This is a genomic window from Campylobacter avium LMG 24591 (genome assembly GCF_002238335.1).
Taxonomy (GTDB): Bacteria; Campylobacterota; Campylobacteria; order Campylobacterales; family Campylobacteraceae; genus Campylobacter_D; species Campylobacter_D avium.
Window position 1 is genome coordinate 623,021 of sequence record NZ_CP022347.1, and the last position, 24,161, is coordinate 647,181.

Below are 24,161 nucleotides of genomic sequence, written 5' to 3' on the forward strand. Positions count from 1 at the left end.
CTTAACTAGAATTCCTCAAAGGAAAGACATGTACGATTTGATAAAACCTATACTTTTTAAGCTTGAGCCAGAGCTTGCGCACTCTTTGGCTGAGTATTCTTTAAAGGGTTTGGAGTTTATACATCCAGCCTTGCTTAATCTTTTGGCAAATAAATATGTTTATGATGATGATATGTTAAAACAAGAGCTTTTAGGCTTATTTTTCGCAAATCCGGTAGGTATCGCGGGTGGCTTTGATAAGAATGCAAATATTTTAAAGGGTCTGTGTGCTCTTGGCTTTGGCTTTTTAGAATTTGGCACTGTTACTCCTTTAGCACAAAAAGGCAATGATAAACCTAGGCTTTTTAGGCTTATAAAAGAGGAGAGCTTGCAAAATGCCATGGGTTTTAATAATAAAGGCAAGGCTAAGGTCTTACAAAATCTAAAAAAAAGCTACCCTTTTGTTTTGCCTATTGGTGCAAATATAGGTAAAAATAAAGATACTAGCAATGAAAACGCCTTGCAAGATTATCTTAACTTGCTTTCATCTTTTAATAATTTTTGTGATTATTTCACTATCAACATTTCCTCTCCTAATACCAAGAATTTAAGAACCCTACAAAACAAAGACTTTTTGTCATCTTTGTTAAAAGAGGCGAAAAATTTAAGCTCCAAGCCTATTTTTATAAAAATAGCGCCTGATTTAAAGCAAAAAGAGGCTTTAACTTTATGCGAAGACTGCTTAAAAGACGGCGTAAGCGGTTTTATAATAGCAAACACGAGCACAGATTATTCCTTGCTTGATAATAACAGAACCTTTGGAGGCTTAAGCGGTCAGATTATAAAAGAAAAAAGCTCTAAATTTTTTAAGGCCTTGGCTAAGGAATTTTTTAAAGATACGGTCTTAATATCAAGTGGCGGTATTGACAGTGCAAACGAAGCTTATGATAGGATTAAAAATGGTGCGTCTTTAGTACAAATTTACACAGCCTTAGTCTTTAAGGGACCATCTTTAATAAGAGATATCAACAAAAGCTTATGTGAGCTTTTAAAAAAGGATAAATTCTTAAATATCCAAGAAGCCGTGGGAGCGAACATAAAATGATAGCCTACAAAAAGGAAGTTTTGAAAAATAAACTTGAAGTTTATGCCTTTGATGTGAATAAAAATAGCGGTGTAATTAGCGTAGATATTTTTTACAAGGTTGGCTCAAGAAATGAAATTTTAGGAAAAAGTGGCATAGCTCATATGCTTGAGCACTTAAATTTCAAAAGCACTAAAAATTTAAAGGCTGGAGAATTTGACGAGATAGTAAAGGGCTTTGGAGGCGTTGATAACGCTAGCACAGGCTTTGACTACACGCATTACTATATAAAATGCTCTAAGCAAAATTTAGACAAGGCTTTGTGGCTTTTTGCTGAGCTTATGCAGAATTTAAACTTAAAAGATGAGGAATTTCAACCCGAAAGAAAGGTTGTTTTTGAAGAAAGACTTTGGAGAACTGATAATAATCCTCTTGGTTATCTTTATTTTAGACTTTTTAACAATGCCTTTTTATATCACCCTTACCACTGGACTCCCATAGGCTTTAAGGATGATATATTAAATTGGAAAATTGAAGACATAAAAGACTTTCATAGTACATATTATCAGCCAAAAAATGCTTTTTTAATGGTAAGTGGCGATATTAATAGTGATGAGGTTTTTGCTTTGGCTAAGAAGCATTTTGAGCATATTAAAAATACAAAAACCATACCAAAACCACATCAAAAAGAGCCAAAACAAGACGGCGCTAAAAGAGTGCTCTTAAAAAAGGAAAGTGATACGGAAATTTTAGCACTAGCTTATAAAATTCCGCCCTTTAAACATAAAGACATAGCGGCTTTAAATGTCTTAGCCGATTTGCTTTCATCTGGTAAAAGTTGTATTTTACAAGAAATTCTCATAGATAAAAAGGCTTTGATTAATGAATTTTACGCATTTTGCAACGAAAGCATAGATGAGAATTTATTTATAATTATTTGCGTTTGCAATCCTAAGATAAAAGCACAAGAAGTAGAAAAAGAGCTTTTGCAAATTTTATCTGAGCTTAAAAAAGGCAAGATTAAAGATGAGGATTTGTTAAAAATTAAAAATCAAGTAAGAAGGGATTTTGTATTTTCTTTAAATACCGCTAGTTCTGTGGCGAACATCTACGGAGATTACATAGCAAAGGGAGATTTAAAGCCGCTTTTAAATTATGAAGAAAATATAAAAAAATTAGAGCTAAAAGACTTAACATCTTGTGCAAAGAGGTATTTTAAAGAAAAATTTTCAACAACAGTAATACTTAAAAAGGCTTAACATGGATACAAATATCATAACCGGTGCTATGACGGCGCTGATTACACCATTTAAGAATGGCAAGCTAGATGAGGAGGCTTATTACTCCCTTATAAAAAGGCAGATTTCGTATGGTATAGATGCTGTTGTTCCTGTGGGAACTACCGGAGAGAGTGCAACCTTAACTCACGAGGAGCATAGAATTTGCATACAAATAGCGGTTGAAGCTTGCAAAGGAACCAAGGCAAAGGTTTTAGCAGGCGCTGGCAGTAACGCCACTCACGAGGCCGTGGGCTTGGCCAAATTTGCCCAGGATAATAATGCGGATGGAATTTTAAGCGTAAGCCCTTATTACAACAAACCAACGCAAGAAGGGCTTTATAGACATTATAAAGAAATAGCAAAAAGTGTTGATATACCTGTGCTTTTATACAATGTCCCTGGTCGCACAGCTTGTGATATAGCTACTCAAACGATAATAAGACTGTTTAGAGACTGCGAAAATATATATGGAGTTAAAGAAGCAAGCGGCAACATAGATAAGTGCGTGGATTTACTAGCTCATGAGCCTAAAATGATACTTATAAGCGGTGATGATGCTATTAATTATCCTATATTGTCAAATGGCGGCAGGGGCGTTATCTCGGTTACTTCAAATTTGCTTCCTGATATGATTTCAAAGCTAACGCATCTAGCCTTAGATGAGAAATATAAAGAGGCAAAGGCTATAAATGACAAGCTTTACAATATAAACAAAGCTTTGTTTTGCGAGAGCAACCCAATTCCAATCAAGGCCGCTATGTATCTAAGCGGGATAATTAAGCACTTAGAATACCGTCTTCCATTGATAGAACCTAGTTTAGAGACTATGAAGCTCTTAGAAGATGTGCTAAAACAATATGAAGTTTTAAAATAAGGACTAGAATGAACCGTTTTATATGGCAGTATATATTTACCTTTGTTTTTATAGTTTGGGTTTTAATTTCTTACACGCCTTATGATGATTTTACGGCAAATTTCATAAGAATTGTAGGCGTATTTTTAGTTTTTGTTGGCATTATAGGCAGAATTTATGCCACCATTTTTATAGGTGGTATGAAAAATGAAGGTGTTGATGGGAGCAAATTTATAGATTATGGTGCTTATAGCATTTGTAGAAACCCCTTATATCTTTTTTCTTTCATAGCCTTTTTAGGACTTTTAGCTATAAAGGCTCAAATCATTTTACTTATAATTGGAGCCTTATTTTTCTTAATCATATATCACTACACCATAAAACAAGAAGAAAGGTTTTTAAGCTCCAAATTTGGACAAGCCTACTTGGAATTTTTGGAAAAAACAGCTAGATTTTTTCCAAATTTTTCTAATTTTTACTGCCCGGATAGGATAGAGGTGAGGCCTGAATTTTTACATAAAGAATTAAGAAGAGCGATAAATTGGGCTTTAGGGCTTTTTGTGCTTTGTTTTGTTGAGCTTTTGCATCATTTTGCTTATTTGCCAAATTTATTTTATTTATTTTAAGTCATTTTTGGATATAATTAACATTTTTTAAGGATTGATTATGAGTGATTTTTTTAAAGGAAAAACCCTGGTAATAAGTGGCGGAACTAGGGGTATTGGTAAGGCTATAGTCTATGAATTTGCTAAGGCTGGAGTAAATATAGCCTTTACTTATAATGCCAATGAAGAGCTCGCTAAGGAGATTACAAAAGATTTAGAGAGTAACTACAAGATAAAAGCAAGGGCTTATCCTTTCAATATCTTAGAGCCCGAAAGCTACAAAGAGCTTTTTGAAGAGATAGATAAGGACTTTGACCGCGTGGACTTTTTCATATCAAATGCCATTATCTCCGGTCGTGCTGTTGTTGGTGGTTACACTAAATTTATGAAACTAAAACCAAGGGGTATAAACAATATCTTCACAGCAACAGTTAATGCTTTCGTAGTAGGTGCTCAACAAGCTGCAAAAAGAATGGAAGCTGTGGGTGGCGGAAGTATTATTTCTATCTCATCTACCGGAAATTTAGTTCATATAGAAAATTACGCAGGACACGGCACAGCAAAGGCTGCAGTTGAAGCTATGGCTAGATACGCTGCTACAGAGCTTGGCGATAAAAACATAAGGGTAAATGTAGTAAGCGGAGGACCTATAGAAACCGACGCTTTAAGAGCTTTTACAAACTATGAGGAAGTAAAACAAGCCACTATAAATTTAAGTCCATTAAACAGGATGGGACAACCACAAGACCTTGCCGGTGCTTGTTTGTTCTTGTGTTCTGATAAGGCTTCTTGGGTTACCGGTCATACCTTTATAGTAGACGGCGGAACCACTTTTAAATAATAAAAATATACTTGATTTTATTTTTAGAGAATTTAAGGAATGGATTGAAAGCTCAATCCATTTGATTTCTTAACCACGAAGGCACATTTTCTATATGTTCTAAAACCTCATCTCTATTGAAAGTTCCTGTTTTTCCAAGACTTTGAACATATAAATTTCTTTTATTTTCTGCGATATTTTGCTCATCTTTTTTTGGATTTTGTGAATTTGCGTTGCTATACTCAAAACCTGTCGCCACAACTGTAATTTCAATTTCATCGATAGACATAGAATTATCACTTAAGTCTCCGTGCTTGACTATAACATCTTCTTCTAGCATATCAGTTAGTTTTTCTAAAACCTCATTCAATGCCATAAAAGGAAAATCCTCATGTCTTCTTGTGTGTATGATAACTCCTTTTGCTTTCTTTACATTAAAGCCGTCTAGTAAAGGAGATTCTAAAGCACTATTCATGGCCTCCTCAGCCGCATTAGGCCCTTGAGCGTATCCAACACCCATCAAGGCTAAGCCCCTGTGCTCCATAGCATTTTTGATATCGGCAAAGTCTACGTTTCTTTCTGAATTATCAACAAGTATAGAAACCATACCCTTAACAGCCTTAGCTAGCACATCATCAACTATTTCATAAACCTTGCTAGATGGAGCTGTTTTGTCTATCAAATTCTTTACTTTTTCATTTTGAACTACTAAGATAGAATCACTTTCTTTTTTAAGCTCTGCAAGTCCAGCTTCTGCTAATTTCTTTTTTCTAGCGCCTTCAAAGTTAAAAGGCATTGTAATAACACACACAGTTAAGGCACCAACTTCTTTTGCAGCTTGAGCTACTATAGGTGCAGCACCGGTTCCGGTTCCTCCTCCAAAGCCAGAAGCTATAAACACTATATCGCTTTGGTCTAAACAAGCTTTTAATTCTTCATAATTTTCCCTAGCGCTCTCAGCACCTACTACAGGGTTACCACCAGCGCCAAGGCCTCTAGTTGTTTTTTCGCCAAGTTGAATTTTAGTCTTTGCTAAAGATTTTGCAAGAGCTTGTCCGTCGGTATTTGCAGCTATTAAGTCTAATTTATTTAATTTGTCAAACCCGGTTTTCATCATATGATTAATCATATTTCCGCCGCCACCGCCGCAGCCTATTATTTTTATCCTAGCTCCTCTTGCGTGTTGTGCTTCTTCAACAACAAATTCCTTCATTATCAGCTCTCCTATGAAAAATTAAAATTGATTTACTATTTTGTTCCAAAACTTAGACAAAAGACCATCTTTTTTATCTTTGCTTACGCTATCAAGTTCTAGACTATCTCTTAGTGCTATTGTATCATTTTCTTTTGAATTTTCAGTATAATTTTCACTTTTTTCATCCTCTATTTCATCAACAAATAGTTCGTTTTTTATGGGTTTATTAGATAGTTCGGGTTCTCCCTTATATCTTAACTTGTCCTTAGAATCAAGCTCATAAGGAGTAAAATACCCAGCCCCATACAAACAAAGTCCTATAGCACAAGTATTTTCAGGGTCTGTTATAACATCGCTAAAACCAAATATCAAATCATTTGTTGCCGAGGCTATTCTCACAGATTTATTATCAAACATAGCGTAGCTAAGCTCATCAATCCTAGCTAATTTAGTCATTCCGCCCGTTAATACTATGCCAGCACCAGCGTTGTTTGCGTAAGAATTTTCGCTTAGCATTTTTGCTAAGATCATTAAGGTTTCTTCAGCCCTTGCGTAAATAACATTAGAAATTACTTCTAGTTTTACATCATTCATTTTTTTCTCATCGCCAATAGACGGCACTTTTACTAAATTTTCAGGCTCTTGGGACAAATTTGCGTAGTTAAGCTTGATTTTCTCAGCCTCTTTTAATGGAGTGTGTAAAGATACTGCTAAATCCTGAGTTATATTTATAGAGCCTATTAAAAGGCAGTCGTTGTATCTTATAGAATTTCCCATATGTATCACTATATCACAAATTGCACCACCCATATCAACTAAGATAGCTCCGAGCTCTCTTTCGCTGTCATCTAAGCAAGCTATGGAGGAAGCATAGCCAGATAAGACTAGATTATCAACCCTTAAATTTGCTAAGGCCACAGCTTTTTCTAAATTTTTGATATGAGAATCCTGAGATATTACTATATGCGTTAAAACCTCTAGTCTGTTGCCGCTCATTCCAAGAGGGTCATCTACATTTTCAAGGTCATTTACTTTAAAGCTGTAAGGTAAAACATGCACAACTCTGTAACCGGTAGGTATGTTAGCAGTGTGTTTTGCTGTGCTTACGGCTCTGTGAATTTCTTTTATACTGATTTCATTTCCTGGTATATTAACAACCCCAACGCTATTTACGCTCTTTGCATAAGCGCCAGATATAGACACTACAACCTTATCATAGTGCATACCAGCTACCATTTGCGCTTCTTTTACTGCTTGAGCTATGGAATTTGAAGCGTTTTCTATGTTTGTTATAGCACCTTTTTTTACGCCTTGAGTTTTTACCTTGCCAAAACCGATGATATTAAGGCGGTTATCCTCGTCTTTTTGTGCTAAAATCGCACAAGTTTGAGTTGAGCCTAAATCAATTCCTAAGATATTCAAGTTCAATTCCCTTTATAATAAATTTCAATCTTTTGTTCTTGCTTGAGTTTTTTTAGCAAATTTTCTTTAAGCAAGGAAGCCTTTATGGAGGCTAAATTTTCTTTTAGGTTGTTCTTGTATTGCTCCATTTTTGAGGTATTTAACAAAGTTTGGTCTTTGATTTCATACAAGATAGCCTTGTCATCAAAAAGCACGAAGGATTTCTTTTTATCTTGATTAAATACATTCATTAAAAAAATACTAAATTCAGCGTCATTCATCACAGTATCAGGCACTCGCATTGAATCTTTGCTTGTGTCTCTGCTAACTGTGCCGATATTTTTTCCCTTGAAATTTTCAAGAGCCTTTGTTGCCTTTTCCTGCAAGATTTCTTTACTTTTAAAGCTTATGTAAGATGGTAAAATTTCCTCTCTTGCTTCTTCAAAACTTTTAGTTCTAACATTATCTATAAATTTAACCTTGGCTATCATGTAGCCTTCTTTTCCATTTTCTTTAAATTTAAATGGTCGCAAAACATCGCCAGGCTTTGCTGTTCGCAAAATTTGCAAAGGAAAAAATACATCAAATTCGCTCACATTTATATCTTTTTGAAATTTATCCTCTCCCTTGTTTAAAGCCATATATTTAACATTTGCTTCGTTTTTGTATTTATCAAAAGCGTAGTCTTTTATAAGATCATCTTTAACATCGTTAAGAGGTAAAATTTTACCTGTAAAATCCTTGTAATTATGCTTGTTTGCCTCATAAAAAGACTGCAAAGAATTTTCATCTATGTTTGATAAATCAAGCGGCATAAAATATGTCATAAGCTCATATCGTTTTTCGGTCTTATAATCATTTTTTCTTTCGTTCCAAAATTTTTGCAATTCCTCTTCATTTATAGCGCTGTTTGAAAGCTTGTCAGCCTTTATAGGCTCGATACTTAATACATCTTGCATAAAGAAATTTGCTGCTAACATTTCCAAGTCCTCATTAGAAACCGGAACATTAAACAAGACAGATAGTTTTTTTAGTAGAATTTGATCCGCTATCATTTGTTCATACTGCGTTGTTTTGATGTTGTTTTGAGCTAGAATGCTGTAGTAGAGGTTTTTATCAAACAAGCCGTTTTGGTCCATGAAATTTTCATCACTTATTAAAACCCTTAAAATTTCATCATCGCTCACACCTATACCTAGTTTTTTGGCAAAGGAGATTAAAAGCTTATCATCTATTAAAGTTTGCAAGGCTAGAGCGTCCAAGCCCCTTTCTTTTGCTTGCTGTTCGGTTAGTGTGCCGTTGTTTAACTCTTGATAGTAAGAAAAAATTTGAGCATATCTGTGTCTAAATTCTACCGGGCTCACCTTTTCATCTGCCACTTTAGCAAGCGAAGAGGAACGGTCTGTGTTAAAATCATAATCACCCCAGCCGACAAAACCAGCACCAACAAATGCTATAACGCTTATCCAAATAGTTACAACAAGCCATTTTTTGTGTCTTTGCATCCAAGTTATCATTAAAAATCCTATATAGCTTAAAAGTCATTATTATACATTAATAAGGTTTAAAATGTAACAAGAATTTTGCTATTATTTTAAATTAAATTAGTAAAAAGTGTTTAGGATGTCTTGTAAGCATATACCTGTTTTGTTGGATGAAGTTTTAAAATGCACAAAAGATATAGATGAAAATGCTTGTATGCTTGACTGTACCTTAGGTTTTGCAGGGCACAGCAAGGCTATGCTAGAAAATACTAAAAATACAAAACTTATAGCTTGTGACAAAGACGATGAGGCGATTTCTTTTGCTAAAGAGGAGTTAAAGAATTTTAAAGATAGGGTAAAGATTTTTAAGAGTGATTTTAAGGATATTTTTAAAAAATTAAATGCTGATGAAATCAAATCTTTGAGATTGATACTTGCTGATATAGGGCTTTCTTCCTATCAGCTAGACAAAGACGAAAGAGGTTTTAGCATAAGGTCAAATTTTTTAGATATGCGTATGGATACAAGCCTTGATTTAGACGCTAAAACAGTCATTAACACATATAGCAAAGAACAGCTAGCAGAGCTTTTTATAAATTATGCTCAGTTAAAAGATGCAAAAAATTTAGCTGAGAAAATTTGTGCTTACAGACAAAAACATTACATAAGCTCGGCCAAGGAGCTAGCACAGCTTATAGGTAATGAAAAGCTTAAAAATAGGTCTATTTTAAAATCCGTTCTTGTTTTTCAAGCACTAAGAATAGAAGTAAATCAAGAGCTAAAAGCCTTGCAAGAATTGCTAGAAACCGTGTCTAAAGCAGGGCTTAGAAACTGCAAATTACTCATCATATCCTTTCATTCTTTAGAGGATGCTTTGGTTAAAACAGCGTTTAAACAATGGGCAAAATCTTGCATATGCGATGAAAATCTTTATAAATGCGTTTGTGGAAACAATCACAGTTTAGGTAAAATTATAAATAAAAAACCGCTTGTTGCAAGTTCTAGTGAAATAAAGATGAATTCTCGCTCATCTTGTGCTAAAATGAGGGTCTTTCATTTTATTTAAGGTTTGAAATGTTAAATGATGATTTTTTGCAAGAAAGACAAAGTATTCGTGAAAAAATGCTTAAATACTCGCGCGCCATAAAAGAGGGCAAGCAAGTAAATTTAGACGATGATTTTAATGTAAAATTAGAAGATGATGAGAATTTACTAAAAAAAAGAGTGAGCAAAAAAAATAAACATAGCCTTGATGATTTTTATCACTTATATGAAGAGGAAAAACAAAGCAGCGGCAATATCTACTTAAAAAAGGATTTAATAAATGTGAAATTGGAGGAAAAAAAGAGGGCTAATTTTGCATTTTTTAAGAAAAAAGATAGAAAAAAAAAGAAAGAAAATTTAAAAAAAGCCCAAGAAAAACCACAAACTATAAAAATTCCAAAAAAAGAGCCAAAAAAACAAGAAAATAAGGCCCTAAAAGAAGTAAAAAATACAGAAAGCGAAAATTCGGAAAAAACCAAAACCATGCTGCTTGACGGCTATAATCAGGCCATGGCCGAGGTAAAAAACTTAAATTTTAATAATCTTTTATTTTCTATGCTGTTAATCGCCTTTGCTTGCATAGTGTTCATCCCACAAATTTACATAAGAAATAATATATATTATCTAAGTAGGGAAATAGCAACCTTAAGAAGTCAAGAAGATGTTTTAAGCGAGGAGAATAAAGAATTAAGATATGAGCTTGAGTATATGAAATTTCAAAATCAAATTTTGGATTATTTGGAGTAAAAATGCAAGAAAAGGATATAGTGTTTTTAGACGGGGAATTTTTACACAAAAATGAGGCAAAAGTTAGTGATTTTGATAGTGTTTTTACCTTTGCTGATTTGGTTGAAGTAGCTCCTGTTATGTTTGGGGTGTTGGTATATAAAAATGAATTTTTTGCCAGACTTAAAAGAAGTTTAGAAGCCGAATTTGTAGACTTTGTTTTTAATGAGGATGAATTAGAGGAAAATTTGCAAAAGCTTATTGAGAAAAATTCCCTTAAAGAAGGTTTCTTATATTTTAAAGTAAGCAAGGGAGTATCTTCAAAGGATTTTGACCTTGTTGAGTGGTTTGAGCCAATTATTATGGCCTATGTTTATGAGTATAAGATAGAAAATAATCCTCTAGTAAAAAGCGGCGTGACCATTATTTTACTGCCTGAGATTCAATGGAAAAAAATATATAAAAAAAGTGGTTCCTTCGCAGCACGGTGCTATGCCCAAAAAATGATTACAAAGGCTAAGGCTTATGATGGCTTTTTTGTAGAAAATGACTATATAGCATATAGCTTAAATTCATCAGTCTTTATAATAAAAGATAAAAATTTAATTGCCAAACCGCTACCAAACGATAAAATTCTAAGCTTTGCTAGCGAGCTTGGGCTTAAGGTAGATGAAAGAGCCTTTAGCATGCAAGATGTTTATAATGCCGATGAGGTTTTTATTTACGCTGCTTCATTGCCAACACTACCCGTTGTAAAGGTTGATGAAAGACTTATAAATTCTGGAGAAGTAGGGGAATTTAGTAAAAAACTTATGCAAAGATATATACAAAATATGCAAGATGAAGCTAGAAAAAGTAAGTATTTTGCCTTATAATAAAATCATCTTAGCCAAAAGCAAAAAGCTAAAAAATCCCAAGGCATCGGTTAAGGCAGTTAAGATAACGCTTGAGCCAACCGCTGGGTCGTAGCCTAATTTTTTAAGCGTAAGAGGTACTACCGAGCCTATAAAGCCAGCCAAGCCTAAATTTATAAGCATGGACAGTGCTATTACAAGACCTAGCATTGTGATATTAAACCAAAAATAAGCAACAAGTCCCATAACACAAGCAAAAAAGGCACCGTTAAACAAAGAAATTCGTAGTTCCCTAAAGATAATATGCTTTGCATTAGAAAATTTGATATCTCCTAAGGATATTTTTCTAACAGTAACTGTGAGTGCCTGAGAGCCTGTGTTTCCTCCCATTGAAGCAACTATAGGCATGAGTATTGCAAGGGCTACTAATTGTTCGATTTCTCCTGAAAATAAAGATATGATATTTGCTGAAATCAAAGATGTAAAAAGATTTATAAATAGCCAAAAACCTCTAGCCTGCGTAGCCTTACTTACTGTTTCTTCCTCTGCTTCATCTGAAACGCCTGCTAGGTTGTAAATTTGCTCTGTGGCTTGTTCTTGCAAATAATCATGTATATCATCATAAGTTATGCGACCCATCAAATTTTTGTTTTTATCAACCACGGCTACAACGCTTAAATCATAGCTTTTAACTAAATTTACAACGCTATGTATATCATCGTTATCATAAACAAAATTTTTTATTAATTTATCGCTATTATCTTTCATAATATCTTTGAAAGTGGTGTCAAAATTCCACAGCAAAGCCTCTCCAAAAGGCAAGCAGTATTGCAAAACCCCCTTTTCATCGGTGACAAAAAACTGCTGCACCTGATCTAATTCCCCGCTTTGCTTAAGTTTTTTGTATCTTTGCACAGCCTCTTGCAAGCTCTCATTTAAAAAAGCTTGCAAAAACTCTGTTTGCATGTAAGCCCCAGCCGAGTTTTGCTCATAAGTTTTAAGTAAGGATATGTCTTTTTTGTGTTCTTTTTCTATGCTATTTAAGATGAGTTTGGCTTTGCTTTCGTCAAGGTGTTCTAAATTTTGTATCAAATCGGTAGCATCATCGCTTTCAAGCTCTTCGATAGCCTTTGCCACAGCTGAGGTACTAAAACAGTTAAGCAAGTCATTTAGCATATAATCAGGCATTAAAACAGCTGTGTTGGCTAGGTTGTTTATGGTTAGTGCTTTTAATGTGTTTTCGTAGAATTCTTCATCAAGTTCTTTTACGAGCTTTAAGGCCTCTATCAACTCATCTGCATTGCAGTCTTTAACAGAGGCTTCTTTTAAAAAGCTTTTTGCACTATCAAGCGCTTCAGACATCAAAGCTCCACATAGTTTTCAAAAGGCAAGGATTCTTTTTTAGGAACTGTGTTTTTATTTTTTATAAATTCTTGCAATCTTTCTTGATACAAGACAATCGTATTTTCAAATTCCTTTTTCTTGTCGCCTTTTAGTTCTGACCTTGAAATTTTAACTACAGATAAAGGATTTATCGCTCTGTTATTTAGATATAAACCAAAGTGTAGATGAGGTCCTGTGCTAACTCCGGTTGAGCCAACATAAGCTATAGTTTGTCCTTGCTTTACCTTTTGGCCTCTTTTTATGGCAGCAAATCTACTAAGATGTGCATAAAGCGTGCTGTAACCTTGTCCGTGATTTACTTGAACTGTTTTGCCGTATCCGCCCTTAGTTCCTACAAAGCTTACAACCCCGCTTCCTGCACTTCTAACGGGAGTTCCTGTCGGTGCTGCAAAATCAACTCCTAAGTGAGCACGGTATTTTCTAAGCACCGGATGATATCTAGACCTTGTAAAATAAGAGCTTATCCTGGTGTATTTAACAGGCTGGGTTAGCAAAAAGGATTCTAATTCTTTACCATTAGCATCATAATAGGTATCGTTAAAGAAAAACACGCTATTAGGCTTTTTATTGACTTCGACAGTAACCATTTTAACCACTATATCACCAAATCTTTGTCCCAGCCTTTCCTTTCTTTCGTAAAGTATGCTTACCTTGTCTCCCTTTTGCATAGCTGTAAAATCTATACTTCCTCTAAAAGCGTTTCTCATGGCTCTAGCAAGTGGGGTGCTACCGCTTATAGTTTCAACATCTTGATATGCAGAACGTTCTATTTCTATAGAAAGCACCCTTTCTTCCACTTCGTAAGCAACAGGGGTAAAGCTTAGGGTGAATTTATCGTTTATGTCTTTATATATGTGAATTTGCAAATCAGAGCCGTTTATTGGGATTAAAATTTGCTCTATCTCGTTTTTTTCATTATCCCATAAAATTTGATACTTTTCACCCTCTTTGATTTCTGAGGCAAGCTCTCTATCTTGCGGGTCTAAATCCCAATACAAAGACAAGGGCAAGGAATTATGCTCTAAAAAACTTAGGAAAAATTCATTCTTTGCCCACTCCCTTTCCTCCATAACAGAAAGCGAAAATAACGGTAAATATAAACAAAAAAACAATGCAATTTTTTTCATAATGATGATTAATCCTTTTGTGAAGCTAGAAAAAAGCCTATTTTACTTTAAATTTCTTACAAAAATGTAATAATTTTAGATTATAATTTGGAAAAATTTGCAAAATCAAAGGAGTTTATTTGTATTTTAAAGCCTCTTTTTATTTTTTATTTTTTTTCTTGTTAAATTTATACGCCATTGCTCCTGTGGATACAAAGATTTTTAAGATTGAAAACAATGAGTTTTATATACAAAACAACAATATACAAACAAAAATTGGCGCAAGTGCTGTTGTCATACAAAATATAGCAGGTATTGAAACTGCCATAGCTAGAGTAAGTGTTAATGATATACAAGATGAGTTTATAAAGCTCAAGCTAGAAGAATACGACATTATCAAGCAAGAAGCCTTGCCAAGACCAGATACAAAGATACAAGTTGGGGACACGGTTCGTTTGAATTTCTTGTATGATAGGGCTATGCTAATCGCACCAAATGAACAAAGCTACAACGAAGTGGAAGCTAGATTTAGTCAAATTTATTTCTTACACCCTGATATTTTGGGTGCTTATATGATAAGAGAATATAAGCTAAGTCCTAAAAAAGAGGATTTTGAGCTTATGTGCTCTAATAATGCTTTGGGTCTTATAGTGTTTGCACTTGAAAAGTCGGTTGTTTTTGTGGATTGTTGGAGCTTTTCTATACTTTATGAAAACGAATTTAACTTTTCATCAACTGAGGTGCAAACCCCGTTTTACTCAAGGATTGATGGTTATCAAAAGGTTATATTTAATTTTTTTGAAAGCAGGGTGAAAGATTATTATGCTTATTATAAAAAGCTTATAGGATACAAAGATGAAAGCTGAATTTAAGTCGTATTTTACGAAACTTTTGGGTGATGATGCCAAATTTGATGAGGTTCATAAAAGAGCTTATAGTTATGATGCCACTAGAAAGCATTTTTTGCCAGATGGGGTACTTTTTCCTAAAAATGAGAAAGAAATAAGTGAAATTTTAAAATTTTGCAATGAAAATAAGATAATAGTCGTGCCAAGAGGGGCTGGTTCTGGCTTTACGGGCGGAAGTTTGAGTGTAAATGGTGGGGTAGTTTTAGCCCTTGAAAAACACATGAATAAAATTTTAGAAATAGACCTTGAAAATTTAGTGGCAGTAGTGCAGCCAGCACTGATAAATTCGAAACTACAAGAAGAGCTTAAAAAACACGGACTTTTTTACCCACCTGATCCTGCTAGTATGGATTTTTCAAGCATAGGCGGAAATGTAAGCGAAAACGCAGGTGGTATGAGAGCGGCAAAATATGGCATAACAAAGGACTATGTTTTAGCACTTCGAGCAGTTTTGCCAAACGGAGATATAATAAGAGCTGGAAAAAGAACGATAAAAGATGTAGCAGGATACAATCTAGCAGGAATTTTAATAGCTAGTGAGGGAACCTTAGCAGTCATCACTGAAATTTGTTTAAAACTTATGCCCTTGCCAAAGCTTAAAAAAACTGCTCTTGGGATTTTTAAAAGTGTGGATGAGGCTATGAAAGCTGTTTATACCTCTTTAGCAAAGGGTGTTAGACCTGTATCTATGGAATTTTTAGACAATCTTAGCATAAGAGCGGTTGAGAGCAAATTTCAAAAAGGTCTGCCTGTTGAGGCTGGCGCTATACTTATAGCCGATGTTGATGGCAATGTAGAACAAAGCTTGGATGATGATTTAAAAATGCTTGAGGCTTGTTTTAAGGAAGCTGGGGCTAGTGAATTTAAGATAGCAAAGGATGAAAAAGAAGCTGCTGATATATGGTTTGCTAGAAGAAACTGCTCTCAAAGTATAACTGTGTATGGGAATTTGAAATTAAATGAAGATGTAACCGTGCCAAGATCTAAGCTACCTGCCTTGCTTAGCGGCATAAATGAAATCTCTAAAAAATACGGCTTTAAAATTCCTTGTTTTGGGCATACCGGAGATGGAAATGTGCATGTAAATGTTATGGTTGAGGATAAAAACGACGAAGAGCAAGTAAAAAAAGGGCACGAGGCTATCACTGAAATTTTCAAACTAGCCATAAAGCTTGATGGCACACTAAGCGGAGAGCACGGCATAGGGGTGAGCAAGGCTCCTTTTATGAAACTAGCCTTTAGCGAGGCTGAGATGAACATTATGCGTGCGATTAAAAATGCCTTTGATCCAAATAATATCTTAAATCCAAACAAAATGGGACTTTAATGCTAAGAAAAACCATAGGATTTTTAGCACTTTTCAAAGATAAGGAAGTGATGAATCATAGTGCTGCACTTAGTTTTCACACTGTTTTGTCTTTGATACCTATACTGTTTGTATGTTTTTCTGTTTTTACTCAAATTCCTAGTTTTGATGTGTATTATGATAGGATTAAAAATTTAATTTTTACTTTTTTGATACCAACACAACAAGAGCTTATCTCAAGCTATCTTGATACCTTTTTAAAAAATAGCGTAAATATAGGTATAATAGGACTTGTGGCCATGGCTTTTACATCTTTGGCCTTTTTTTCAAGCTATGATTACACTATAAACCGTATCACAAAAAGCGAGCCTAGAGGGCTTTGGCATAGCATTAGTGCTTATTGGACGCTATTAACCTTAGTTCCTTTGGGGCTCGGACTTTCTTTTTACATTTCTGCTTACATACAAAAAACACTTGATGATTTTAAAATAGGCCTGAATTTCTTTGAGATACTGCCATTTATCATCATTTGGGCTTTGTTTTTTATATCTTTTTCAAGTTCTTTGCAAAAAGGGAATTTAAAATACCTTTTAATCACATCTTTGGTAAGTGCTACTGTGTGGTATATAGGTAAGAATTTATTTGTGTATTATGTAGTGTATAACAAGGCTTATACTAATATTTATGGCTCTTTTTCTGTGCTTTTATTTTTCTTTATATGGATTTATATATCGTGGATTATTTATCTTTTTGGCTTTAAGACTTATCATTATTTTAGCTTATATGTAGAGCAAAATAAAGGGAATAACATTGGCAAGAACAACAAAAAAAGCCAAATAAGCAAAACGCATGCTAAGCAAAGATAAGCATACATAGCTTATAAAAATATAAAAATTAATGCTGATGTTTTTTGCATAAAATTTGATAGAGAAAAAGTCAAGTAAAAGGTCGTCTAAAATATATCCAAAATTTAAGATATGTAAGCACAACACCAAAGGATAAAATACCACAAATAGTACAGATAAAGGTATGCAAAGAAGCTGTTGCAAGCTAATTAATGGGAAAAAATACAAAACAGGCACAATCATAGCAAAAAAGGTCCATAAATTTAACAAGACTACATTTGTGAAATTGCTAAAGAATTTAGAAAAATGATTCATGTATAAAAAGATAAAAAAGACGCCAAAGATTGAGAAAAAGAAGCCAACGCTAAATAAAAGTTGCGGAAACAAGGCTATACATATGAGGATAGAGAAAAATAATGTGGAGTAATTTAACAGCCTTATATTTTTTAAAAGCAGGTAAAAGGCAAACAAGGCCATCACCAAAGACCTTATAAAAGATGGCACGAAGCCTATTAAATAAGCGTAGCAAAACAAAAATATAAAAATCAGTACCGATATATCAAGCCTTAAATTTCTGTAAGGAAAATATCTTTTTTGCAAAAAGCTATAAAAAGGATAAAGTATGAAAAACAAAAAAGAAAATATAAGCCCTATGTGATAGCCACTGATAGCTATTAAATGTGCTATACCGTAGTAATTTACATCTGTTCTAAGCTCCAAAGACACTGGCAGGGCAAAAAATAAGGCTCCGTAAAATTCTTTTATCTTTTCATCTTTGTGTTGCTTTAAAAAATAAGTTATGATAGGATTTTGTTTATATGTGTTAGTACTTGTGTTTAAATCATAGCTTGGCATGTAAAAATTTTTTGATAAAAAATCCTTAAAATTTACAGAACTGTTGATAACTCTTAAATTTAAAAGCTCATATCTGCTGATATTATTATCTTTTTTGCTTGTTGTGTAGAAGTTGAAATTCTTGTATTGTAATTTCAAAACACCGTAAGTTCTGCCCTTTTCGTTTGTTTTATTATAACTTTGTAAAACTAGGGCATTTTCTAATAATTTATGCTTATTTTCCTTAAAATCTATAAAGCAAAGATACTCATAAAGTAGATTAAACGCAAAAACAAAAAGACAAAAAGCTGTTAGCGTAAAGAATTCTTTATGTTTTTGCGAAAATTTCATTTAGGTTTTTTTGAAAATTTTGACAAATAAAACCACAATAAGATTAGTAAGATTAGCAAAAATATAGGCACAAGATACGAATACTCAGAAAAAGCATCCACTACATAAGATATAGAAGCACCAAAGGCAAAGCCAAGGTATCCAAGCCCTACAGCCCAGATTACAGTAGCTAGAAGATTTAAGATAAAAAATTTCATAAAATCATATTTCGCAAAGCCTGCTGCAAGTGGTATGAAGGTCTTAAGTCCATAGATGAATTTTTGAAGCAAGATAAGGCTTACTCCGTGCTTTTTTATCTTAAGCTGGGCTAGGGCTATTTTGCGTCTGTGTTTTTTAAAATAAGGCATTATGTCTTTTTTGCCATATCTACCCAGCAAGAAAAGCACGGTTGAACCCAAGGTGTTTGCAAAAAAAGCTAAAAAAATACAAAGTGCTAAAGAAAAATGCCCAGAAGCACTCAAAAGCCCAGCCGCTAAAATTCCTACCATTCCACCGCCTAAGGAGTAGATGAAAAGTATGGCATAACCCCAGCTAAGCAGGGTGTCAATCATCTCTTGCATGGCTTACCTTGCGTAATCCACAGCTCTAAGCTCTCTTATGACATTTACCTTTATTTCGCCAGGATACTGCACTTTTTCTTGAATTTCATCTGCAATTTCTTTGGCCAAAAGTACCGATTCATCGTCATTTACAAGCTCTGCATTAACTATTACTCTTATTTCTCTGCCAGCATTTATCGCATAGGCATTCTTAATACCTTGTTTTGATTTTGCTATATCCTCAAGTTCGCTTACTCTTTTTAAGAAAGCTTCTAAAACCTCGCGTCTAGCACCCGGTCTTGCAGCACTTAAGGTATCAGCCGCACATACAGCCGCACTTTCTATGCTGGTTGCCTCCTCGTGTCCGTGGTGCGCGTAAATGGCATTTATAACCACATCGTGTTCTTTGTATCTTTTGCAAAGTTCAGCTCCTAAATCCACATGAGAGCCTTCAAAATCATGTGTTAAGGCTTTTCCTATATCGTGTAAAATTCCAGCTCTTCTTGCTAAATTCTCATCGCCCCCACACTCAGCTGCTATAATTCCAGCTAGATGTGCTACTTCTAATGAGTGTGCTAAGGCGTTTTGTCCGTAGGATGCACGGTATTTTAATTTACCTATTAATTTAACTATTTCAGGGTGCATTTTAGAAATGTTTAAATCCATGAGTATGGTTTGCCCTTCCTCAAGTATACTGTCTTCAAATTCTTTGCATACCTTTTCGTAAATTTCTTCTATTCTAGCTGGTTGTATGCGGCCATCTTCTACCAAAAGTTCTATAACCTTAGTTGCTATTGCTCTTCTGTAAAGGTTAAAGCAGCTAATTATTATAGCTCCTGGAGTGTCGTCTATGATGATATCAACGCCAAGTAGCATTTCAAGGGTTTTTACATTTCTTCCTTCCTTGCCTATGATGCGTCCTTTAAGCTCGTCATTTTTTATATTTATAACATTTATAAGTCTTTCGGCTGCAAATTCACCGGCAAAACGCGAGGTAGCTTGCGCTATGATGTAGTTTGCCTTTCTCTTGGCTTCGCTCTTGGCTTCCTCCTCATATTTTCTTACTATGTGCGAAATTTCATCTCTTGATTTTTCCTCGACCTTTTTAAGTATGATTTCCCTTGCCTCATTTTGCGTAAGTCCTGATGAGTGCTCTAAAACTCTTATAAGCTCGTCTAGCTTTGTGTTATAGCTATCCTTTAATCTCAAATTTTCATTGTAGAGATTTACAGCCTTGCTTTTACTTTTATCAAGCTCTTCTTTGCTTTTTTCGATTTCGCTTTCATAAGCTTTGATTTTTTGCTCTTTTTTGCTCAATTCCTCTATTTTTTGGTTGTATTCTTTTTGAACCTTGTGGCTTTTATCCTCGTATTTTTTCTTAATTTCAAGCTCGGCATTTAAGATATGATTTTTCGCATCTTTTAAAACAAGTTCGGCCTCGTGTTCTATGGCTTTTGCTCTTGCTTTGGCTTGTTCTACAAAGATGTTGTATTTGGCTTCATCTATCTTTTTAGCAACTAAATATCCTATCCCCACGCCTATGATAACGGCTATAAATATGTAAAATATTATTAACATTTGAAAACTCTTTCTTAAAATATTTTTTGTAAGGATTTATGAAGTAATCAGCTCTTACATCGTGTTTTTGAGTCAAATTTTCATTATAAAACAAATCAAGGCCTTGTATGAAAACTACAAGCGGTTTATAAGTTAAATTTGAAAAAAACATATCGTAAAAACCTTTCCCATGGCCTATCCGCTTTAAATTTTTATCAACCGCTATCACAGGAACAACGGCTAAATCCAGCTTTAAATTCAAATCAGACTTAAATGGCTCTAAAATCCCAAACCTTTTTTTATACAAAGGCAACCGTAATTTTACAATTTTTAAGCTTTTATCTTGCATAAATGGAACAAAAAGATTGCAAGTTTTGCTTAAATTTTTTCTAAAACGAAACAAATTTATCTCGTAATCCAAAGGTATGTATATCAAGACATTTTTTGCTTTCTTTTCTTTTATGATATGTTTTATTTCTTTAAAGACGGAAAAATCCCTTTTAAAAGCCCTTGTGCTGTGCTTTTTTAAAAGAGTTTTGCAAGTTTTTCTAATTTCATCTTTTGACAACATATCCTTAACCTTTTTCATATATAATCCAGATTTTATCAAAATAAATTTGGAGTTTGATATCATGACTTTATTAAAATTTAGCTCTTATTTTATCTTATTTTTTGCCGTATTTTTTATAAGTGCTTGCGATAAAACACAAGATGAGGATAAAAATGCCTCAGCTTCCTTAAGATCTAATGAGAGCATAAAATTTGACTTAAAATTAGACAATAACAAAAGCATTGCCATTAAGGCAAGTAATAATCTTTTGGAATTTGATAGCGAGCAAAAGGCCACTATGTTTTTCTTTATGAGTACTTGGTGCACTCCTTGTTTGGTTCAGCTTCCGCATTTAAATGCCCTGCAAGAAAAATACAGAGACGGCTTTAATGTCATAGGCGTGATTATAGATGATAGTGCAAATTTAGATATTGGGGATTTTAGACTTGCAAATAAGCTAAATTTCCCTTTAGCATTTGGGGATAATAATTTTTTACTTACAAAAGGAGTTGGCGGAATAAATGCTATCCCAACAATAATATTATATAAAAGCGATGGAATTTTTGCTAAAAAATATATAGGTATCATCCCTCAAGAAATGCTAGATATAGACATACAAAAGGCTATAATGTAATGATTTCTTATCTTAAAAAAACCATAGCGTCCTTATCTAAGGTTAAGCAAAATCAGCATCTTACTAAGGATTTGCTAGAGGAAATGCTTTTAGAAGCTGATGTGAGTTATGATGTTGTGGAGGAAATTTTATACTATCTTCCACCTAGTGATAAGGTAAATAAGGAGGATTTAAGAAGGGTTATGTCCTCGTATTTTATGTACGATAAGAAGGATATAAAAGAGGCAAAACCATTTGTAGAGCTTATTTTAGGAGTTAATGGAGCTGGCAAGACAACCACTGTTGCTAAGCTAGCAAATTTATATAAAAAAGAGAATTTTAAAGTGCTTTTGGGAGCTTGTGATACATTTAGAGCCGGGGCAACAAAGCAGCTAAAACTTTGGGCGGATAAATTAAACATAGATATAGTTGCAAATGAGCAGTCAAATGACCCCTCAGCCATAGCTTATGATAGCATACAAAAAGCACTTAGCAAGTCTTATGATAGGGTTTTGCTTGATACTGCTGGAAGATTGCAAAATCAAAAAAATCTCAATCAAGAACTCGAAAAGATAATAAGAGTATCAAACAAAGCCCTAGAGGGTGCGCCGCATAGGAAAATTTTAATCTTAGATGGCACTCAAGGAAATACAGCCTTAGAACAGGCAAGGGTTTTTAATGAGCTTGTGAGCCTTGATGGCTTGATTATCACCAAGCTTGATGGCACGGCAAAGGGAGGCGTGCTGCTTAGCATAGCAAGAGAGCTTGAGTTAAATATCCTCTATATAGGGCTTGGAGAAGCTAAAGATGACATAGTTAGCTTTGATTATAATGCTTATGTGAATTCCTTAGTCGATGGAATTTATGGTGAATAAAATTTTAGCAAAAAATTTATCCAGCCTTCACAGCCAAAGTCTTAAAGAGGCTTTAACGCAGGTTAAAAACACTAGATATAAGATTATTGTGAACGGGGGGGGGTTAGAAAATTCAAACATCCTTGATGTTCACACAAACGAGCTAATTTTTAAAGACAGTGCCACCTTTTACAAAGAAAAGCTTAAATTTTATGAAAAATACGAGCTTTATAAGGTTTTGTATTTTTATGGTTTTGCAAATGCTTATCTTTACATTTTACTTTTAAAAAATCCAAATTTAAAGCATGTAGTAATTTTTGATGATGATTTAGAGCTTTTAAGCTGTGTGTTAAGCGAGTATGATTATTCTAAGTATTTTAAAGAAAACAAACTCATACTTTTAAGCAAAAATGATGAAAATATAATGCGTTCTTTGTTTGTCTCTAAAGGCATTTTTGATAGCTTAAGAGTGTATTTTTTAGATATTTGCAGCGATTTTTATCTAAGATATGAGAGTGAAATTTTAGCCTTGCAAAATAAAATTTCAAGCCTTATAAAAGAAACTGTTATTTCCAAAGGCAACTCAGCCGCAGATACCTTAGTAGGCATGCGAAACACAGTTGATAATATACAAGATATGGTTTCAAACTCAAGCCTAAAAGAGCTTATAAGCCTAAGAAGAAAGGCTTCAAAGACGGCTATCATAGTATCTACCGGACCTTCCTTACACAAACAGCTTCCTTTGTTAAAAGCTTACGAGCAAAGGGCTAGTATTTTTTGTGCGGATTCTGCGTATTCTATCTTAGCAAAGCATGATGTTAAACCAGATTATGTATTGATGTGTGAAAGAACAGATGTGACGGCTAAATTATTTGAGCAAAATTTCCCTCAAATTGATAAAGATATAATCTTTGTCTTAACGTCCGTAGTATCTCCGCTTGCTGTTAAGTACTTAAAAGAAAGTGCTAGAAAATTCATCATAGTAAGCTATGAAGCAGCCTTTATAAAGTCCTTAAAACTTCAGGATTTTGGCTACTTAAACATAGGCTCATCCGTTGCTCATAATGCCCTAGAATTAGCGTATCAGCTAGAACATCAAAATATCATCTTTATAGGACAGGATTTAGCTTATGATAGTAAAGGTGCTTCGCATAGCAAGGATTATATTTACACTGAATTTTTTGAATCAAATGATTTGCAAGGCGAGGAAGAGCTTGTAGCTTATGGTGGCGTGGGAACTGTTAAAAGTCATAAAATTTGGAAGTTTTTTAAGGGCGTTTTAGAAAAAATGTGCTTAAACATTCAAAATAATAAAAATAAACAAGTAAGGCTGATAAACGCTACGCAGGGCGGTGCTAGGATAAATTACACACAAGAACTTAGCTTTAAAGACTGCGAAACCTTGCTTGATGAAGTCCTTAAAAAGCCTTTTAAGGACTTAGAGCCTAGAAAAAATGCACCAAAGCTTTTAGAAAAAATTTATAAAGAAATGCAAAAGTTAAATTTAATTTGCAAGCAAGGTATTAAGAATTTAGAAAATACCATGCTAAAAGCCATCGAGCTTTTTAACGGCGATAAGGATGATTTGCTTAAAAGTAGGGAAATTGTTTCGTTTTTGCTTGCTTTTATGGATGAATTTTCTGAATTTTTAGATAAAAATCCAGCTCTTTTGAATGTTTTAACAAGTGATTTGTCTAATTTTCGCCTTTCTTTTACTAAAATTTTTGTTTGCAAAACTTACAGCAATAGCGAGGAAGTGCAAAAAAATTTACAACTTATAAATCTCATCACAGAGGCCATGAAAAGCTTTATAATAGACCTTAAACTCCTAGATAGCTTGCTTGAAAAATATTTAGAAAAAAGTTAGAACAGTTTTTGCTTACACATCATAAATTTAAAATTTTTACGATAAAAATGTTAAATTTTTTCAGTTAATGTCGATATGGCATGTAAGGAGAAATCAATTTGC

Annotated in this window: 23 protein-coding genes; 14 read left to right on the forward strand and 9 right to left on the reverse strand. The window is 34.0% G+C overall.

The features are described from left to right. Positions 1 to 28: 28 nt before the first annotated feature. Genes CAV_RS03240 through CAV_RS03260 form a run of 5 tightly spaced genes read left to right on the forward strand, consistent with a single transcriptional unit; the run spans position 29 to position 4,642 of the window. The gene (locus tag CAV_RS03240; RefSeq protein ID WP_094325078.1) at positions 29 to 1,084 is read left to right on the forward strand and encodes a quinone-dependent dihydroorotate dehydrogenase; all 1,056 of its coding nucleotides are present in this window, start codon (positions 29 to 31) and stop codon (positions 1,082 to 1,084) included. Continuing rightward, positions 1,081 to 2,322 carry a M16 family metallopeptidase gene (locus CAV_RS03245; protein WP_094325079.1) on the forward strand — a complete coding sequence of 414 codons (1,242 nt, stop codon included), beginning with the start codon at positions 1,081 to 1,083 and terminating at the stop codon, positions 2,320 to 2,322. Before CAV_RS03240 ends, CAV_RS03245 begins: the two co-directional genes overlap by 4 nt. Position 2,323: 1 nt before the next feature. Then, positions 2,324 to 3,217, forward strand: a complete 894-nt coding sequence (gene dapA / locus CAV_RS03250) for a 4-hydroxy-tetrahydrodipicolinate synthase (protein ID WP_094325080.1) — start codon at positions 2,324 to 2,326, stop codon at positions 3,215 to 3,217. Positions 3,218 to 3,225: 8 nt separating this feature from the next. Further along, positions 3,226 to 3,822 (forward strand): methyltransferase family protein, encoded by a 597-nt coding sequence (locus CAV_RS03255; RefSeq protein ID WP_094325081.1) that lies wholly within the window; start codon positions 3,226 to 3,228, stop codon positions 3,820 to 3,822. A gap of 40 nt (positions 3,823 to 3,862) precedes the next feature. After that, the gene (locus CAV_RS03260; RefSeq protein WP_094325082.1) at positions 3,863 to 4,642 is read left to right on the forward strand and encodes an enoyl-ACP reductase; all 780 of its coding nucleotides are present in this window, start codon (positions 3,863 to 3,865) and stop codon (positions 4,640 to 4,642) included. A gap of 52 nt (positions 4,643 to 4,694) precedes the next feature. Here CAV_RS03260 and ftsZ read toward each other — a convergent pair whose 3' ends face one another. The 3 genes from ftsZ to CAV_RS03275 are packed head-to-tail and all read right to left on the reverse strand — an operon-like array spanning position 4,695 to position 8,734. Next, positions 4,695 to 5,834, reverse strand: a complete 1,140-nt coding sequence (gene ftsZ, locus CAV_RS03265) for a cell division protein FtsZ (protein WP_094325083.1) — start codon at positions 5,832 to 5,834, stop codon at positions 4,695 to 4,697. Between the two features lie 21 nt (positions 5,835 to 5,855). Beyond that, a complete protein-coding gene (gene ftsA / locus CAV_RS03270) occupies positions 5,856 to 7,244 on the reverse strand; it encodes a cell division protein FtsA (RefSeq protein WP_390088574.1) in 1,389 nt (462 codons plus the stop codon). Beyond that, complete coding sequence (locus CAV_RS03275; RefSeq protein WP_094325085.1) at positions 7,241 to 8,734, reverse strand: peptidylprolyl isomerase; 1,494 nt, start codon at positions 8,732 to 8,734, stop codon at positions 7,241 to 7,243. Before CAV_RS03275 ends, ftsA begins: the two co-directional genes overlap by 4 nt. 106 nt (positions 8,735 to 8,840) lie before the next feature. Here CAV_RS03275 and rsmH point away from each other — a divergent pair, with 106 nt between their 5' ends. Genes rsmH through CAV_RS03290 form a run of 3 tightly spaced genes read left to right on the forward strand, consistent with a single transcriptional unit; the run spans position 8,841 to position 11,346 of the window. Beyond that, positions 8,841 to 9,767 (forward strand): 16S rRNA (cytosine(1402)-N(4))-methyltransferase RsmH, encoded by a 927-nt coding sequence (gene rsmH, locus CAV_RS03280; RefSeq protein ID WP_094325086.1) that lies wholly within the window; start codon positions 8,841 to 8,843, stop codon positions 9,765 to 9,767. Positions 9,768 to 9,775: 8 nt separating this feature from the next. After that, entirely contained in the window at positions 9,776 to 10,492 is a 717-nt protein-coding gene (locus CAV_RS03285) for a hypothetical protein (RefSeq protein ID WP_094325087.1), read from the forward strand. A 2-nt stretch (positions 10,493 to 10,494) separates the two neighbouring features. Then, a complete protein-coding gene (locus tag CAV_RS03290; RefSeq protein ID WP_094325088.1) occupies positions 10,495 to 11,346 on the forward strand; it encodes an aminotransferase class IV in 852 nt (283 codons plus the stop codon). Here the strand turns inward: CAV_RS03290 and mgtE are convergent. Both mgtE and CAV_RS03300 read right to left on the reverse strand, forming a co-directional pair. Continuing rightward, positions 11,341 to 12,687 (reverse strand): magnesium transporter, encoded by a 1,347-nt coding sequence (gene mgtE / locus CAV_RS03295; protein ID WP_245807431.1) that lies wholly within the window; start codon positions 12,685 to 12,687, stop codon positions 11,341 to 11,343. The two genes, CAV_RS03290 and mgtE, sit on opposite strands and share 6 nt — an antisense overlap. Then, on the reverse strand, positions 12,687 to 13,856 hold the full coding sequence (locus tag CAV_RS03300; protein ID WP_094325090.1) for a peptidoglycan DD-metalloendopeptidase family protein: 1,170 nt from the start codon (positions 13,854 to 13,856) through the stop codon (positions 12,687 to 12,689). The genes mgtE and CAV_RS03300 overlap by 1 nt, the downstream gene beginning before the upstream one ends. Before the next feature lie 119 nt (positions 13,857 to 13,975). On the opposite strand from CAV_RS03300, the gene CAV_RS03305 reads away from it, so the two are divergent. From CAV_RS03305 to CAV_RS03315, 3 genes are read left to right on the forward strand one after another with little or no spacing between them, the layout of a single operon-like run. Beyond that, positions 13,976 to 14,701 carry a plasminogen-binding N-terminal domain-containing protein gene (locus tag CAV_RS03305; RefSeq protein WP_157676309.1) on the forward strand — a complete coding sequence of 242 codons (726 nt, stop codon included), beginning with the start codon at positions 13,976 to 13,978 and terminating at the stop codon, positions 14,699 to 14,701. Then, a complete protein-coding gene (locus tag CAV_RS03310) occupies positions 14,691 to 16,070 on the forward strand; it encodes an FAD-linked oxidase C-terminal domain-containing protein (protein ID WP_094325092.1) in 1,380 nt (459 codons plus the stop codon). Before CAV_RS03305 ends, CAV_RS03310 begins: the two co-directional genes overlap by 11 nt. Beyond that, positions 16,070 to 16,915, forward strand: a complete 846-nt coding sequence (locus CAV_RS03315) for a YihY/virulence factor BrkB family protein (RefSeq protein ID WP_094325093.1) — start codon at positions 16,070 to 16,072, stop codon at positions 16,913 to 16,915. Before CAV_RS03310 ends, CAV_RS03315 begins: the two co-directional genes overlap by 1 nt. On the opposite strand, the gene CAV_RS03320 is transcribed toward CAV_RS03315, so the two are convergent. From CAV_RS03320 to CAV_RS03335, 4 genes are read right to left on the reverse strand one after another with little or no spacing between them, the layout of a single operon-like run. Further along, a complete protein-coding gene (locus CAV_RS03320) occupies positions 16,829 to 18,079 on the reverse strand; it encodes a ComEC/Rec2 family competence protein (RefSeq protein WP_094325094.1) in 1,251 nt (416 codons plus the stop codon). The genes CAV_RS03315 and CAV_RS03320 overlap by 87 nt on opposite strands. Beyond that, entirely contained in the window at positions 18,076 to 18,639 is a 564-nt protein-coding gene (locus tag CAV_RS03325) for a DedA family protein (RefSeq protein WP_094325095.1), read from the reverse strand. Before CAV_RS03325 ends, CAV_RS03320 begins: the two co-directional genes overlap by 4 nt. A 3-nt stretch (positions 18,640 to 18,642) precedes the next feature. Beyond that, on the reverse strand, positions 18,643 to 20,196 hold the full coding sequence (rny, locus tag CAV_RS03330; protein WP_094325096.1) for a ribonuclease Y: 1,554 nt from the start codon (positions 20,194 to 20,196) through the stop codon (positions 18,643 to 18,645). Beyond that, a complete protein-coding gene (locus CAV_RS03335; protein ID WP_425426157.1) occupies positions 20,129 to 20,743 on the reverse strand; it encodes a 5-formyltetrahydrofolate cyclo-ligase in 615 nt (204 codons plus the stop codon). The genes rny and CAV_RS03335 overlap by 68 nt, the downstream gene beginning before the upstream one ends. A 64-nt stretch (positions 20,744 to 20,807) precedes the next feature. Here CAV_RS03335 and CAV_RS03340 point away from each other — a divergent pair, with 64 nt between their 5' ends. The 3 genes from CAV_RS03340 to CAV_RS03350 are packed head-to-tail and all read left to right on the forward strand — an operon-like array spanning position 20,808 to position 24,059. After that, a complete protein-coding gene (locus CAV_RS03340) occupies positions 20,808 to 21,359 on the forward strand; it encodes a TlpA family protein disulfide reductase (RefSeq protein WP_157676311.1) in 552 nt (183 codons plus the stop codon). Next, a complete protein-coding gene (gene ftsY, locus CAV_RS03345) occupies positions 21,359 to 22,213 on the forward strand; it encodes a signal recognition particle-docking protein FtsY (RefSeq protein WP_094325099.1) in 855 nt (284 codons plus the stop codon). The genes CAV_RS03340 and ftsY overlap by 1 nt, the downstream gene beginning before the upstream one ends. Next, positions 22,206 to 24,059, forward strand: a complete 1,854-nt coding sequence (locus CAV_RS03350; protein ID WP_157676313.1) for a motility associated factor glycosyltransferase family protein — start codon at positions 22,206 to 22,208, stop codon at positions 24,057 to 24,059. Before ftsY ends, CAV_RS03350 begins: the two co-directional genes overlap by 8 nt. Positions 24,060 to 24,161: the final 102 nt, after the last annotated feature.

What these genes read in the sequence shown, in the direction of transcription:
- CAV_RS03240 (WP_094325078.1), top strand. Translation starts at nt 29, where the DNA reads ATGTACGATTTGATAAAACCTATACTTTTTAAGCTTGAGCCAGAGCTT.
- CAV_RS03245 (WP_094325079.1), top strand. Translation starts at nt 1,081, where the DNA reads ATGATAGCCTACAAAAAGGAAGTTTTGAAAAATAAACTTGAAGTTTAT.
- dapA (WP_094325080.1), top strand. Translation starts at nt 2,324, where the DNA reads ATGGATACAAATATCATAACCGGTGCTATGACGGCGCTGATTACACCA.
- CAV_RS03255 (WP_094325081.1), top strand. Translation starts at nt 3,226, where the DNA reads ATGAACCGTTTTATATGGCAGTATATATTTACCTTTGTTTTTATAGTT.
- CAV_RS03260 (WP_094325082.1), top strand. Translation starts at nt 3,863, where the DNA reads ATGAGTGATTTTTTTAAAGGAAAAACCCTGGTAATAAGTGGCGGAACT.
- ftsZ (WP_094325083.1), bottom strand. Translation starts at nt 5,834, where the DNA reads ATGAAGGAATTTGTTGTTGAAGAAGCACAACACGCAAGAGGAGCTAGG.
- CAV_RS03275 (WP_094325085.1), bottom strand. Translation starts at nt 8,734, where the DNA reads ATGATAACTTGGATGCAAAGACACAAAAAATGGCTTGTTGTAACTATT.
- rsmH (WP_094325086.1), top strand. Translation starts at nt 8,841, where the DNA reads ATGTCTTGTAAGCATATACCTGTTTTGTTGGATGAAGTTTTAAAATGC.
- CAV_RS03285 (WP_094325087.1), top strand. Translation starts at nt 9,776, where the DNA reads ATGTTAAATGATGATTTTTTGCAAGAAAGACAAAGTATTCGTGAAAAA.
- CAV_RS03290 (WP_094325088.1), top strand. Translation starts at nt 10,495, where the DNA reads ATGCAAGAAAAGGATATAGTGTTTTTAGACGGGGAATTTTTACACAAA.
- mgtE (WP_245807431.1), bottom strand. Translation starts at nt 12,687, where the DNA reads ATGTCTGAAGCGCTTGATAGTGCAAAAAGCTTTTTAAAAGAAGCCTCT.
- CAV_RS03300 (WP_094325090.1), bottom strand. Translation starts at nt 13,856, where the DNA reads ATGAAAAAAATTGCATTGTTTTTTTGTTTATATTTACCGTTATTTTCG.
- CAV_RS03310 (WP_094325092.1), top strand. Translation starts at nt 14,691, where the DNA reads ATGAAAGCTGAATTTAAGTCGTATTTTACGAAACTTTTGGGTGATGAT.
- CAV_RS03315 (WP_094325093.1), top strand. Translation starts at nt 16,070, where the DNA reads ATGCTAAGAAAAACCATAGGATTTTTAGCACTTTTCAAAGATAAGGAA.
- CAV_RS03320 (WP_094325094.1), bottom strand. Translation starts at nt 18,079, where the DNA reads ATGAAATTTTCGCAAAAACATAAAGAATTCTTTACGCTAACAGCTTTT.
- CAV_RS03325 (WP_094325095.1), bottom strand. Translation starts at nt 18,639, where the DNA reads ATGCAAGAGATGATTGACACCCTGCTTAGCTGGGGTTATGCCATACTT.
- rny (WP_094325096.1), bottom strand. Translation starts at nt 20,196, where the DNA reads ATGTTAATAATATTTTACATATTTATAGCCGTTATCATAGGCGTGGGG.
- CAV_RS03340 (WP_157676311.1), top strand. Translation starts at nt 20,808, where the DNA reads ATGACTTTATTAAAATTTAGCTCTTATTTTATCTTATTTTTTGCCGTA.
- ftsY (WP_094325099.1), top strand. Translation starts at nt 21,359, where the DNA reads ATGATTTCTTATCTTAAAAAAACCATAGCGTCCTTATCTAAGGTTAAG.